Origin of the sequence: Nocardia sp. BSTN01, from assembly GCF_015354405.1 — a bacterium.
Classification (GTDB): Bacteria; Actinomycetota; Actinomycetes; order Mycobacteriales; family Mycobacteriaceae; genus Nocardia.
This window is the reverse complement of sequence record NZ_JADKYP010000095.1, coordinates 1-14,098: the sequence shown is the minus strand read 5'-3', so window position 1 is coordinate 14,098 and position 14,098 is coordinate 1. Positions and strand designations below refer to the sequence as shown.

Sequence of the window (14,098 nt, the reverse complement as noted above, 5' to 3'; positions counted from 1 at the left end):
CTCCTCGATCGAGGCCTTGACCTCTTCGAAGCGCGGATCGGAGAAGGACAGGGACATCGAACCGGAGAAGTCCTCGATCGGCGAGAGCTCCTCGAGCACCTCCTCCAGCCCACCGACCGGGCTGGCGTCGCCCCGGGCGATGGCCCGCTCACGCCAATCGGGGGCGCCGACCAGCCACGCGAACGATTCGGTTTGTAGATCGAGAAGGTCCGGAACCTCCAGTGGTTCCCGAATCTTCGCGAAAGACACCCGCTTCGGGGCTCCGGGAACAGTGAACATGTCACGGCCCGCCGTGGTGGCCTTGGTCTGGGTGGAGACTGCCAAGATGCGTCCTTCCAGCACCTCACGCGCGTCGCCCGGTGCCTGTACGTACGAGACACCAAGCGACCGTCGCTTGTCTGCTACGAGTTCTGCTGGTTACAACCCGGACAAAACCCGAACAGCAAACAACGGAAGTAACACCTCAACGGTGGAACTTTCGTGATGCGATCAAGGAATGGACAGGAGGCAGCCAGCGCAAAGTCCAAACCTACACCCACGAAGAAGGGGTGTCAAAGTACCATCCGAACCGAGTTCCGGATGTTCGGCGCGCCGGACCCGCCTCCGCTGGCTGCGTTCGAGTCTCCGGCGGCGCCTCGACCTGGGTACTCGACCCTGTCACAGCTGCCGCTGTTGTGAATAGCGTGACGGTTCGGACGTAAGTCGTCAAGTGGCGAGACCACCTCGATAACTGCGAGATCCCCTGTGGCGCTGGCGAATCACACCGTCACGCGGGCGAATATCCGCCGCTGAGCTGGGAAGATTCCGCAGGTGACGGGCTCGAACATACTTCCGAACCCGTCTGGGCCACTCAACGGTCGGCGATCTCGCTCGCCAGCCAGTGACCGTCCACCTTCTGCATGTGCAACACGATCGGACCCGACGCGCTCTCCTGCGGAGCGCCGTTCTTGGTCGCGCTCACGGTCAGATTCACCAGCAGTTCCGCCCGGTCATCAGTGAGCAAAGTCACACCGATCGGGTCGGGAGTGGCCTGCGCGGTCGACTGCGCCTGCTGGATCGCGGACACCGTGGTGTCGGCGAACTTGTCGAAATCGCCGCGCATCTTGCCGGTGACGACCTTGTGCACGGCATCCTTGTAGCCGCCGACGGTCTTCACGTCGTAGGAGTAGACCGTCTTGAGCGCGTTGTCGGCCGCCGCGGTCACCTCCTGGGTGGCCTTGGTGTCGACGAAGGCCTTGTTGCCGTTGTCCACCCCGGGTTTGAATGCCGCGACCACCGCGAACGCGGTCAACAGCACACTCGCCACGATCAGACCGGCGGCCAGACCCCAGGCGGCCGGCGCGGGACGCGGCAGGCGACCGGGACGCGGCAGTTTCCGGGACGGACGCGAGGCCACCGGCGGCGCCGGACGCGTGGTCGCCGCACCCGCGCGCACCGTCCGGGTGCGCGATTTGGCGTTCGCCGACTTACCGGCGAGCTTGGCGGACTTCGCGCCGGACGCGGTGCGATCGGCGCCGCCGCGGCGGCGGATCGTGCGCTCGGCGGATTCGGACGAGCGGTCGCCGGGCTTGAGCCGCGGGGAAACCTTGTTGATCGGCGGGCGGGATGCCATCGGTATACCTCTCCTACGATCCCGGCTGGGGGGCGGGCGCCTCGGACGGATTCGCGGGCGCGCTCGGCGCGGGCGCGGCGTTTCCGTTCGCCGGCGGTGGGGCCGCCCCGGCGGGACCGGGGGTGTCCAGCGACACCAGTTGGCCGAGCGAATTGGCCTGCTCAGCCTTCCAGGTGTCACCGTCCTTCTTCATATCCAGCGTCCAGGTCGCTCGGAAGGACTGCACCGGAACGTTGGGCGCGGTCTGCGTGAGTTTCAGCACCACGATCGCCGAGGCCTTGTCGCGCTCACTGTCCAGCGAACTCAGCGCCGCTCCCAGCACCTTGCTGTCGATCTTGGTCTTCGACTTCTCGGCGGCATCCTTGATGCGGTCGTGGTTCTCGTTGAGCTGGGTCAGCATGTCGCCGGTCATCGAGGACCGCATGGTGGTGATCGACCCCTCGACATCGCCGGGATTCATCGAGGTGAGGTTGATCGCCGCCTGCCGGGCGGCGTCCAGCGCGGTATCGCGCGCATCGGCGCGCGGACCGTCGGTGAACCACATCGCGCGCACCCAGCCTGCGCCGAACCACGCCGCCAGCACCAGGGCCGCCACCAGCCACACCGCCGCGACCGAGGTCACCACCGTGCGCAGTGTCGACGAACCCGGCCGGGCGGCGGACGGCTGCTCGCCGGCGGACGGGCGCACCGACTCGTCGGTCGCATCGCCGACCGGTGCACCCAGTCGGGCGGTCTCCTCCGGCGACGCGTCAGCTACCGCCTTTTCGGCGTCGTCCAGCGGCTCCACCGCAGGTTGCGAGGAGGGGTTGGGCAGATCAGAACTCACAGCGACACCCTAGCGTCGTCGGTTTTCCGGACTTGCCTCCCGTACCCGCCTCACCGCTTCGGGGTCACTCCGATGAGAGTGGCCAGCTGGATGGCGACGGGGCTCAGGTTGAGCTTGTCCGGATCGGTCTTGGGCTTGGAATCCCACGGCTGCGGGACATTCGGATCGGCGTACTGCGCACGCGCGCCGCCGCGGACGTCGGTCGGACTTCCGAACGGCACGTCGCATTTCGCGTCCGTGTTGAACGGGAAATCGTCGCGGGTGTCGTCGAAATTGGGATTCTGCGCCTTCATCTGGTCGAGAATGCGCTGAGTTCCCTCGTACCCGACGGTACAGGCCGGCGGATTGTTGGTTTCCAGCACCAGCCCGAAGTGGGTCGTGCCGTCACCGGGCGCGGTCGCCGAGCCACCGACCGACAGCAGCGGCAGCATCTGCAGCAGCGGCTTCAGCGTGTAGGTCTGCGGCGACACCGCCTGCAGCAGCAGCCGCAGATTCGACAGATCCGTGGTCAGCGGCTGCGCGCTCTGATCGAGCAGCTTGCCGATCTGCTCGCCGGCGTCGGCGCCGGTGCCGATCAACCGGCGGATATCGGGATCGTTGGCCCGCAACTGCACGGCGAGCCGATCCAGGCCGTCGCTGAAGGTCCGGATCGCCGGAGACTGATCGGCCTGGGTGCCCAGCACGGTCTGCGCGTCCTGGATCAGCTGCACGGTCTGCGGCAACGCCTCGACGCCGGTCTGGGAGAACTTGTTCAGCGAATCGACGAGAATGCGCAGGTTGTCGCCCTGCCCGTCGAAGGCCTTACCGAGTTCGGTGACGGTCGTGCTCAACGCCGTCAGATCCGTCGTACTCGAGAAATGGTTGACGCTGGCGAGCAGATCCTCGACCGGGATCGGGGTCTCGGCGCCGTCGATGACCGAACCGTCGCGCAGGTAGGGACCCTTCGACGTGTCCGGAACCAGATCCAGGTACTGCTCACCGATGGCCGAGCGGTTGGCGATCATGGCCTTGGCGCTGGCGGGGACCTTCGGCTTCCCGGAATCCAGCTCCAGATAGATCATCACGCCGTCGGGGGTGATGTCGAGCGAGTCCACCCGCCCGACCGGCACACCGCGATAGGTGACCTCGGCGCCCTTGGACAGGTTGGCCGTCGTCTTCGCCTTCACCTTCACCTGGTACTGGCCGAAGCCGAGCATATGGTCGAGGTGGATGTACTTCGCGCCGACGAAGACCACGCCGAGCACAGCGATCACCGCGAAGGCGATCAGCTGGTAGCGCACCAATCTACTCATCGCGGCTTCACTCCCAACTGATCGAGAATCGACCCGATCGGGTCACCCGGCTTGGCGGGGGCCGGAGCCACCACGGTCGGCGGCAGCGGCACCAGCGACACCGTGGGCCAGCCCGGCCGCGGGCCGTTGCCGTTGTAATACGGATTGGTCGGATCCACCGGCACCGGCGGCCCGTACTTCGGCGGGATGTACACCGGATCCGGTTTGCCCACACCGAGATTCGACATCAGGACGCCGATCTGCGTATCCACCGACAGCCAGGTGTTCACCGAACCACCGAAGGTCGATTTGATCGCCTCGTCCGGGAACGGATAGGTCAGCACGAGCGGGAACGCGGTCACCAGATCCGGCGCCGAACGGCCCAGCTCCTGCAGCGTCGGCCGCAGCGCCTGCAGATCGCGGATCAGGTTGTCCTTGGACTTGTCCAGCACGTCGACACCGGCCTGGCCGACCCGGTCGAGTTGCTTCAGCAAGCCGATCAGCTGCGGCCGCTGCTCGTCGAGAATCTTGATACCGGCGGGCAGTTCGTCGAGGATCTTGCCGATCTGATCGGACTGCTGCCCCACCCGGCTGGATAACGTGCCCAGGCTGTCGAGCGCGTGCTGGATATCGGCGACCTGCTGGTTGAGACCGTCGATGAGGGTGTCGGCCTGATCCAGCAGCGACCGCACCCGGTTCTCCCGGCCGGCCAGCGCCTTGTTCAGTTCCACCACGATGGGCTGCAACTGCGCCACGCCACCGCCGTTGAGCAGCAGCGACAACGCGCCGAGGACCTGTTCGATCTCGACCGCGTGCCGGGTCCGGTCGACGGGGATGACCGCGCCGTCCTTCAACCGGTCGGGCGAGGCCTCGTCCTTCGGCGCCGATAGCTCGACGAATTTCTCACCGAGCAGATTCGACTGCCGCACTTCGGCATGCGCGTTGGCGGGCAGCTTCACCGAGGAGTTGACCACCGTGTGCACACTCGCGGTCCAGCCGTCGGGAGCGACGTCGATGGACTCCACCCGGCCGACCGGCACACCCTCGACCTTGACCGCCGACTGCGGCACCAGATCCAGGACGTCGTCGAAACGCACGTCGATATGCATCGGATGGTCACCCACATCGGCGCCGCCGGGCAGCGGCACGCTGTAGATACCGTTCGACGAGCACGAGCCCACCAGTATCGCGGTCACACCGACCACCGCGACGGCACCCAGTCCGCGAGCCGTCCTGCGGAATGCGAAGGGCGTCATCGCTGGCCACCTTCCTGCTGCGACGGCGGCTGCCGATCCGACGGGGTGCCCGGAACGCTGCCGGGAGCCGGAGTGTTCTGGATGTTCTCACCGCTGAGGATGCCGAACGGCAACACCAGCGACGGCGTCTGCACACCGCTCTTGATCTGATCGGTGATCACCTTGCACTGATCCAGGATCGGGCGCATCTGCCGGCTGATCGCATCGAATTTCGGGTCGCCCGGCCGCAATTGGCCGAGGTCGAGCAGCTTGCAGACGGTACCGAACGGGTTCTGCAGATCGGTGAAGTTGGCGCGCATGTCGAGCGTGCCGGACTCACCGTTGTGGATGTTGATCAGGTTGCTCAGCGCCACGGGCAGCACCGGCAGCGCGTTCGCCACATCCTGGCGCTGATCGGCCAGAGTCTGGGTCAGCTTGGTCAGCGCGTCGGCGTTCTCGGCGACCAGATCCCGGTTGTCGTCGATGAACCGGGCGACGTCGCCGAGCGCGATCGACAGCAGATTCAGTGCCTGCCCGAGGTTCTCCCGCTCACCGGAGAGGAAACCGGCCAGATCCGCCAGCTGCGTGTTGAATTCGCGCACCTGCTGGTCGTTGACCGCCAGCGTGTGCACGAAGATCTGCAGATTCTTGATCGTGTCGAAGATGTCGCCGCGCGCGTCCGACAGATACCGGGCCGCGTGCGAGAGCTGGGTCAGGCTGTTGGCCAGCGCGTCCCCGTTCCCGGACAGATTCGCGGCGCCGGTGCGGACCAGCTCGTTCACCGCGCCGTCCTTGTTGGCGCCGTTGGGCCCCAGCGCATCCGACAGTTCCTGGATGCTCTTGTACAGCCGGTCGACCTCGACCGGGGTCGCCGTGCGGTCGCGCGGAATGGTGGCGTTGCGCGGCATCTTCGGCCCGCCCTTGTAGACGGGCGTGAGCTGGATGTAGCGGTCCGACACCACCGACGGCGTGATCTGAGCGGCCTTGGCGTCGGCCGGAATGTTGTATTTCCGGTCGACGTGCATGGTGACCTTCACCTGATCACCCTGCGGCGTGACCGAATCGACCTTGCCCACCGGGACGCCGAGGATGCGCACCTCGGAGCCCTCGTAGATACCGATCGACTTGTCGAAGTAGGCGGTGATCTTGGTGGTGTTGTAGCTGCTGAACAGCCACCACAGCACACCGGCGACGACCACCACGGCAACCGTGCCGAGGGCCAGGGCGATCTTGGTGCCGCGGCCGGATTCACGGATCACCGTCAGCGGATCCCGGCGCGATCCCTTACCGAGAGCAGCCTGCATCAGTTGCCTCCCAGGGTGCGGATCGGCGGGCGGTTACCCGGAATCTCCGGCAGCGCCGGCGGGATCAGGTTGACGATCACCGCGTCGAACCAGCGCCCGTTGCCCAGCACGTTGGCGTACAGGCCGTAGAACGGCGCCGCCAGTTTCAGCGTCTTGGAGATGTTCTGCTGATTGTCGTTGAGCATGTCGATGGACTTCTTCAGATTGGTCAGCGCCGGACCGATCTGCTGCTCGTTGTCGTGCACCAGCGCACTCAACTCGGCGGCAACGGTTTTCGCGCCGTTGAGCAGCTGCGAGATGGCCTGCTGGCGGACATTCAACTCGGCCAGGAGCTCACCGCCGTTGGCCAGCAACCGCTCGAACTGCTCGTTGCGGTCGGCGAGCACCTTGGTGGTCTTGTTGGTCGCGTTGAACAAGTGCTTGAGCTCTTCGTCGCGCTTGGCCAGCGTCTCCGACAACCGGGCGACGCCGTCGATGGAGCCGCGGATCTCCGGCGGGGTGCCGGAGAACGCGTCCGAGAGCACCCGGAAGCTGGTGGCCAGCTGCGCGGTGTCGGTCTGCTCGATGTCGGCGGCGGCATCGCTGAACGCCTCGACCACGTCGTACGGAGAAACTGTGCGCGACAACGGAATTCGCTTGTCCGGATCGGCCGGGTGGGAACCCTTGGGATCCAGCGCCAGATACTTCTGCCCGAGCAGGGTCTTGATCTGGATGGACGCGGTGGTCGAATCGCCGATCCACGCGTCCTTGGTCCGGAAGTCGACCAGCACGCGGTCGCCGTCGAGGCGCACGTCGGACACATCGCCGACCTTCACGCCCGCGATGCGCACCTCGTTACCCTTCTTCAGGCCAGCGGCCTCGGAGAATTCCGCGGTGTAACTGGTGCTCGCGCCGATGATCGGCAATTTGCCCAAGAAGAACGCCGACAGCGCGATCAGCAGCACCATGAACAAGCCGAGCCCGCCCATGAACGCCGGGCTGCGGTTGCCGAAAAGAACCCGGTCTTCCATCAGCGGCCACCCTTCCCGTGACAGCGCGGCGCCGGGTTGGTATAGACCGGCTGATTCACCGTCGGCATCTGGGCCGGCAGATTCAATTGCGGCGCATCCTGCACGCCCGGACCGGCGACGATATCGATACCGCAGAGATAGAACTGGAACCACGAGCCGTAGCTGGCCGCGCGACCCAGTTTCTCCATCTTGATCGGCAGATTCGTCAAGGCCTGATTCACCTCGCCGGAGCGATCGTTCAGGGTGCCGGTCAGCTGGTTCAGGCCGGCGATCGACCCCTGCAGGGTCGGCCGGGTGGGAACCAGCAGATCCGCGGTCGCCGAGGCGAGATTGCCCAGCGACTGCACCGCCGAGCCGATCGTGCCGCGTTCGGCGTTGAGCCCGCTCACCAGCGCCTCGGTGTTGACGATCAGATCGTTGAGCTGTCCGTCGCGAGCGTTCACCGCGTCCAGCACCTGGTTGAGGTTCTTGACGATCTCACCGATCACCGCATCCTTGTCGGCGATCTTGTTCGTCAGGCTCGCGGTATTGCGCACCAGATCGGTGATCGTGCCCGACTCACCCTGGAAAACCTGGATGATCTCGTAGGACAGCTTGTTGACGTCCTCGGCCGACAGCGTCTGGAACAGCGGCCGGAAACCGTTGAACAGGGTGGTGAGATTCAGCGCGGGCTTGGTCCGCTCCAGCGGAATCGTGGCGCCCTTCGTGATCTTGCGGCCCTGCTGTCCGGCGCCCTGCTCCAGCGCGATGTAGCGCTGCCCCACGAGGTTGCGGTAGCGGATGGTCGCGGTGGTGCTGGCGGGCAGCCAGTCCCGGTCGGTGAGCTGGAAGTGCACCTCGGCCATGTTGCGGTCGACGACCGCTACCTTGGTGACCTTGCCGACCCGCACACCGGCGATGCGCACCTCGTCGCCCTTGTTCAGCGAGGTCACATCGCTGAACCGCGCCTTGAACTCGGTGCCGCCGCCGGAGTAGTTGGCGATGGTGAGCGCCAGGAACGCGGTCGCGAGCACTGTCACGAGCACGAAGATGCCCAGTTTGGTCAGGGGCCCGCCCAGACCACGCAACGTGGCCTTCATCGCACACTCACCTCACTTCCACGCATCGCGGGGGCGCCGATCCGGCTCACCCAGCTGGGCACCTGATCGGGCGAAACCCCGTTCGCCGCACCGTAGATCGCACCCAGGGTGTGCTGTTCGGCGGGCGAACCCATGGTCGTGGCGCCCGCTGCGCCGTAGACCGAGAACTGTGCCGCCGGCAGCTGACCGATGTTCTGGTCACCCGGATTCCGGGTCGGCGGCTGATAGGAACCGTCGTTGGCCGAGCCGGTCGGATACTGACCGGGATCCACCCCGAGCGGATATTCGGGGAAGCACGCCGGCGGCCGGTTCGTGTCCAGCCAGCGCGGCTCGTCCTGGTTGGGCAGATAGCGGCCGCGCGGATTGGTGATCTCGATCGTCACCCGCGAACCCGGAGTATCGGTGCCCTTGCCGAAGAGGTTGTCGATGCGCGGCTTCAGCTGCGCGAAATTCTTCATCGTGCACGGGAACGAGGGCGAATAGGTCGCCAGCACTTCCAGCGCCTCACGCGAATCGGCCGCGACATCGATGATGTTGTCGTGGTTGGCCGTCAGGAAATCGGCGGTCTTCGACGACGTCGGGGTCAGGACCGAATACAGCGTGTCCAACTGCGAACGCTTCTGCACGATGGTCGCATTCAGCGTGCGCAGATTGTCGAAGGCATCGACCAGCTGCGGCAGCGCGTCCGAATAGGTGTCGGCGACCGTCGCGAAGGTGCGGATGTCGTCCTGCAGCTGCGGCATCACGCCGTTGATATCGCGGAAGATGTCGTCGAGCCGATCGATGGTGTGGCCCAGTTCCTCACCCTGACCACCCAGCGCCTGCGACAGCGCGCCCAGCGTCGAGGCCAGGTACTGCGGCGGAATCGCCTGCAGCAGCGGCATGATCGAATCCAGCAGCTGGCTGACCTCGACCGCGTTGCCGCTGGCGTCCTGATACAGCGTCATTCCCGCCTGCAGATGCTTCGGGCTGGGCTGCTCGGGCCAGACCAGATCGACATAACGCTCGCCGAACAAAGTCTTCGGCAGCAGCCGCGCCGTCACATTGGACGGAATCTTCGATGCCTTGTCCGGATCGATCGCCAGATGCAGGGTCACCTTGCCGTTGGCGGATTCACTGGACCGCACCTCGCCGACATTGACCCCGCGGACTTTCACATCCGCATTACGGGTCAACGCGTTTCCGACCGTATCGGTGATCAGATCGACCTTGACCACCTTGACCCACACCTTGTTGTAGGCCGCGATCGTTGTCCCGAGAAACAGCGCCATCACCACGAAGAACACGATGCCCAACGTGCGGATCCGGAGTTTCTCGGTAGAGCGCCAGAATTGCACACTGCGCGCGCTCATGCTCCCACCTTTCGGACCGCTGTCGCCGCGCCCTGTCCGCTCATCCCGCGACTCGCACTGTCGTCGTCGTACCCCAGATCGCCAGGCTGAGGAAGAAGTCGAGGATGTTCACCAGAACGATCGACGCACGCACCGCGCGTCCCACGGCCACACCGACACCGGCCGGACCGCCGGTGGCGTTGAAGCCGTAATAGCAATGGATCAGGATGATCACGAAGGCGAACACCAGCACCTTCACGAACGAATACAGCACGTCCTCGGGTGGCAGGAACAGACCGAAATAATGGTCGTACGATCCCGTGGATTGCCCGTTGAACCACACGCTGATCTGCCTGGATGCGATGAACGTGCCGAGCAGGCCGACGATGTAGAGCGGAATCACCGCCACGAATCCCGCGATGACGCGCGTGGTCACCAGGAACGGCACGCCGGGTACGGCCATCACCTCGAGTGCATCGATTTCCTCGGAAATTCGCATCGCACCCAATTGCGCGGTGAAACCACAGCCGACCGTCGCCGACAATGCCAATGCCGCGACCAGCGGCGCCAATTCGCGAGTATTGATGTAGCCGGTCAGAAAGCCGGTGAGCACCGAACTGCCCAGGGCGTCGAGAGCTTTGAAACCCTGCAGGCCGACGACGACACCGACCGAGGCCGACATCATCACCACGACGCCGATGGTGCCGCCGATGACCGCGAGTGCACCCGAACCGAAGGTCACCTCGGCCAGCAGCCGCATGACCTCCTTGCGGTAATGCACGACGGTGCGCGGAATCCACGCGATCGCCTTGGAATAGAACGACATCTGATCGCCGGCGCGATCGATGACATTCACCGGCGACTTGAGCGCAGCACCTACTCGGCGCATCCGCCTCGAAAAGATCGGAGAACGCTGGGAAACAACCATCGTCACGAACCCTTGGCCGGGACAACCTGCAGGTACACCAACGTCAGCAGCAGATTGACGAAGAAGAGCACCAGGAAGGTGATCACCACGGATTGATTCACCGCGTCACCAACACCTTTCGGTCCCCCCTTGGGATTCAAACCTTTGTAAGCGGCGATCACGCCCGCGAGCAATCCGAAGATCAGAGCCTTGAATTCACCGATCCAGAGGTCCGGGAGTTGCGCCAGCGCGGAGAACGACGCCAGATAGGCGCCGGGAGTTCCGCCCTGCAGCAACACATTGAAGAAATATCCACCGCAGATGCCGACCACCGAAACCAGGCCGTTGAGCAGCAGCGCCACCAGCATCATGCCGAGGACGCGCGGCACGACGAGGCGCTGCACCGGATCGATGCCGAGCACCTCCATCGCGTCGATCTCTTCGCGGATGGTGCGGGAGCCGAGGTCGGCAGCGACGGCCGAACCCGCGGCACCGGCGATGATCAGCGCGGTGACGACGGGAGCGGCCTGCTGCACAGTTGCCAGCACACTGGTTGCGCCGGTGAACGATTCCGCACCGAGCTGCTTGATAAGTGAACCGGTCTGCAATGCGACAACGGCGCCGAACGGGATTGCCACCAGTGCGGCGGGCAGGATCGAGACGCTCGCGATGAACCACGACTGCTCGATGAACTCACGCCATTGGAAAGGCCGGCGCAGGGTGTTGCGTGCCACGGAAATGAGCAGCGCAAATATGTTGCCGGCCTGCGCAAATCCCGACTCGACCGGAGTGCGCAGCCGTGCCAGGGGTTGATTCACGGTTGCGTATGTTACCCGTTGGTTGTGTCGTGTCGCACGGTGGTGTCGTACGCGCCGCCCTGATATTGCGGAGCGTTACCCGTATACGCCGGAAGGACTTGTGTATCGCCGTTCTCTTCCATCGACTCGCGGATCGCCACCTGCGCCGAATGCGGCAGGGTGTGCATGATCTCGAGCACGCGGCGACGACGGCGTTCCACGGCCTGGCGCACCGGCATACCCGGGGTGGCCTTCATCTGCGGGATGATGCCCTCGACGTCCTCGGTGCCGTTGTCGTAGTGGCCGGCGTCGGCGAGCGCCTGCTCGCGCGCCATCTGGGCCTCGTCCTTCTCCTCCGACATGCCGATCGGGCCGACCATGCGGCCGTTGAGGAACTGCTTGACCACCGGCTCCTCCGAGGTCAGCAGGACCTCGCGCGGGCCGAACATGACCAGCTGGCGGCGGAACAGCATGCCGATGTTGTCGGGCACGCTACGAGCCAGGTTGATGTTGTGGGTAACGATCAGAATCGTCGCGTCGATCTGCGCGTTGATGTCGATCAGCAGCTGCGACAGATAGGTCGTACGCACCGGGTCCAGACCGGAGTCCGGCTCGTCGACCAGGATGATCTGCGGGTCCAGCACCAGCGCGCGGGCCAGGCCGGCACGCTTGCGCATACCACCGGAGATCTCGCCGGGCAGTTTGCCCTCGGCGCCGAGCAGACCGGTCAGCTCGAGCTTCTCCATCACGATCTGCTTGATCTCGGATTCGCTCTTCTTGGTGTGCTCGCGCAGCGGGAAGGCCACGTTGTCGAACAGGTTCATCGAACCGAACAGCGCGCCGTCCTGGAACAGAACGCCGAACAACTTACGGATCTCGTAGAGCTCCTTGTTGGAGCAGGTGGTGATGTCGGTGCCGTCGATGTAGATCGAGCCGCGCTCTGGGCGCAGCAGACCGATCAGCGACTTCAGGAAGACCGACTTACCGGTACCGGAGGGGCCGAGCAAGGCGCTGACTTCCCCCGTGGGCAGGGTCAGAGTGACATCCTGCCAAATCCGCTGGGACCCGAAAGATTTCGTAACACCTTCGGTCCTGACCTCGACGCCCACGTCGACCTCCATATTTCTTCTGACGAGCGCCCATGGCCGCGTCACCGTATTTCAGCGCGGTGTGACGCGTCACACTGGGGTGCGGCCACTGTATCGCATGCCGCTGGTGCAGGACACCCTACCTGACTGGGCGGTAGAAATGTCGACGGTCATGAGCCGGTCGCGACAGTTCACAACATTCACCACGAATATGTGAAAAGGGCGGCCCCGCAACGGGACCGCCCTTTTCCGGACTCGATTACCGCAATTACTTGACGGAAACCTTCGCGCCGGCCTCTTCCAGCTTGGCCTTGGCGGCGTCGGCGGCGTCCTTGGCGACCTTCTCCAGGATCGGCTTCGGGGCACCCTCGACCAGGTCCTTGGCTTCCTTCAGGCCCAGGCCGGAGACGATCTCACGCACGACCTTGATGACCTGGATCTTCTTGTCGCCGGCACCCTCGAGGATGACGTCGAACTCGTCCTGCTCCTCGGCGGCCTCGGCGCCACCGGCGGCCGCGCCACCGGCAACAGCGGCAACCGCGACCGGAGCGGCGGCGGTGACCTCGAACTTCTCCTCGAACTTCTTGACGAAGTCCGAGAGCTCCAGCAGGGTCATGTTGCCGATGGTCTCGAGCAGCTCGTCCACGTTGGCCATGGTGTTTCCTTTCGGTTCATCCCGCATCGGCGGGAAAAGAGTATGGGGGTTTGTCGACTTGTCCGGGTCGGCTTATTCGGCGTCGGCGGCCGGGGCCGCTTCGGCACCGCCCGCGGCGCGCTGCTTGTCCTCGAGCGCGGCGAACAGGCGAACCACCTGGCCGGCCGGCGCGGCGAACAGGCCGGCCGCCTTGGTCAGGTTGCCCTTCATGGCGCCGGCCAGCTTGGCCAGCAGCACCTCACGCGACTCCAGGTCGGCGATGCGCTCGACCTCGGAGACCGACAGCGCGGCGCCGTCCATGTAGCCGCCCTTGATGACCAGCGCCTTGTTGTCCTTGGCGAAGGTCTTGAGGGCCTTGGCGGCGTCGACCGGCTCACCGGTGATGAAGGTGATCGCGGTCGGACCGACGAACAAGTCATCCAGGCCTTCGACGCCCGCCTCGGCGGCCGCACGCTTGACCAGGGTGTTCTTGGCGACGGAGTAGGTGGCATTGCTGCCCAGCGCACGACGCAGCTGGGTGAGGTTGCCGACCGACAGACCACGGTATTCCGTGATCACAGTGGCCGTAGCGCTCTTGAACTGCTCGGTGATCTCCGCGACCGCGGTGACCTTCTCTGGTTTCGCCATACTTCGCCTCCTCTCTGGATGGTCGGTTCTGCGATGAACTACCGACTCGCGGAGGCTGGACCCGGGGAGGCTACGTCGACCCGGCGACAAAGCAAACGCCCCGGACGCAGAGTGGTCCCGGGGCGCACAAGAAACTCGACGTGAGCACACAGCTCACATGTCGTCCCTCACCTCGGCTCTCCCTGCGTGGGCCGCCGGCAATATCGCCGGACCTTCGACTGCCTGACGGCAGCAACCAACGGTCTTCGGTAGAACGATTGGGGGTGATCACCGAACTGGTCGGCGACCGTTTAAAAGAATAGCGGACCAGCAGCTAGAAGCCAAAACGAGGCTTACATCTACGAGATTGCTCACCT

The 14,098-nt window shown here is 64.9% G+C and carries 14 protein-coding genes; all 14 read right to left on the bottom strand.

Annotated features, from left to right (window positions below):
- A partial coding sequence (locus tag IRT45_RS34750) for a hypothetical protein (RefSeq protein ID WP_194809997.1) occupies positions 1 to 342 on the bottom strand: 342 nt, incomplete at its 3' end.
- Positions 343 to 850: 508 nt separating this feature from the next.
- Complete coding sequence (locus IRT45_RS34745) at positions 851 to 1,612, bottom strand: hypothetical protein (RefSeq protein ID WP_194809996.1); 762 nt, start codon at positions 1,610 to 1,612, stop codon at positions 851 to 853.
- Positions 1,613 to 1,625: 13 nt separating this feature from the next.
- Positions 1,626 to 2,438: a hypothetical protein gene (locus tag IRT45_RS34740; protein ID WP_194809995.1), complete on the bottom strand. Its 813-nt coding sequence runs from the start codon at positions 2,436 to 2,438 to the stop codon at positions 1,626 to 1,628.
- A 50-nt stretch (positions 2,439 to 2,488) separates the two neighbouring features.
- A complete protein-coding gene (locus tag IRT45_RS34735; RefSeq protein WP_194809994.1) occupies positions 2,489 to 3,730 on the bottom strand; it encodes an MCE family protein in 1,242 nt (413 codons plus the stop codon).
- Positions 3,727 to 4,965 carry an MCE family protein gene (locus IRT45_RS34730; protein WP_194809993.1) on the bottom strand — a complete coding sequence of 413 codons (1,239 nt, stop codon included), beginning with the start codon at positions 4,963 to 4,965 and terminating at the stop codon, positions 3,727 to 3,729. Before IRT45_RS34730 ends, IRT45_RS34735 begins: the two co-directional genes overlap by 4 nt.
- Entirely contained in the window at positions 4,962 to 6,248 is a 1,287-nt protein-coding gene (locus IRT45_RS34725; protein ID WP_194809992.1) for an MCE family protein, read from the bottom strand. The genes IRT45_RS34730 and IRT45_RS34725 overlap by 4 nt, the downstream gene beginning before the upstream one ends.
- Positions 6,248 to 7,258, bottom strand: coding sequence for an MCE family protein (locus IRT45_RS34720; protein ID WP_194809991.1), 1,011 nt, complete (start codon positions 7,256 to 7,258; stop codon positions 6,248 to 6,250). Before IRT45_RS34720 ends, IRT45_RS34725 begins: the two co-directional genes overlap by 1 nt.
- Entirely contained in the window at positions 7,258 to 8,337 is a 1,080-nt protein-coding gene (locus IRT45_RS34715) for an MCE family protein (protein ID WP_194809990.1), read from the bottom strand. Before IRT45_RS34715 ends, IRT45_RS34720 begins: the two co-directional genes overlap by 1 nt.
- A complete protein-coding gene (locus IRT45_RS34710) occupies positions 8,334 to 9,689 on the bottom strand; it encodes an MCE family protein (RefSeq protein ID WP_194809989.1) in 1,356 nt (451 codons plus the stop codon). The genes IRT45_RS34715 and IRT45_RS34710 overlap by 4 nt, the downstream gene beginning before the upstream one ends.
- A gap of 40 nt (positions 9,690 to 9,729) precedes the next feature.
- A complete protein-coding gene (locus IRT45_RS34705) occupies positions 9,730 to 10,557 on the bottom strand; it encodes an ABC transporter permease (RefSeq protein WP_086006975.1) in 828 nt (275 codons plus the stop codon).
- A 41-nt stretch (positions 10,558 to 10,598) separates the two neighbouring features.
- Positions 10,599 to 11,393: an ABC transporter permease gene (locus IRT45_RS34700; RefSeq protein WP_051025193.1), complete on the bottom strand. Its 795-nt coding sequence runs from the start codon at positions 11,391 to 11,393 to the stop codon at positions 10,599 to 10,601.
- Between the two features lie 11 nt (positions 11,394 to 11,404).
- Positions 11,405 to 12,493, bottom strand: coding sequence for an ABC transporter ATP-binding protein (locus IRT45_RS34695; protein ID WP_228535923.1), 1,089 nt, complete (start codon positions 12,491 to 12,493; stop codon positions 11,405 to 11,407).
- A gap of 235 nt (positions 12,494 to 12,728) precedes the next feature.
- Positions 12,729 to 13,115 (bottom strand): 50S ribosomal protein L7/L12, encoded by a 387-nt coding sequence (gene rplL, locus IRT45_RS34690; RefSeq protein WP_063002280.1) that lies wholly within the window; start codon positions 13,113 to 13,115, stop codon positions 12,729 to 12,731.
- A 72-nt stretch (positions 13,116 to 13,187) separates the two neighbouring features.
- Complete coding sequence (rplJ, locus tag IRT45_RS34685) at positions 13,188 to 13,742, bottom strand: 50S ribosomal protein L10 (protein WP_063002261.1); 555 nt, start codon at positions 13,740 to 13,742, stop codon at positions 13,188 to 13,190.
- Positions 13,743 to 14,098 lie beyond the last annotated feature (356 nt).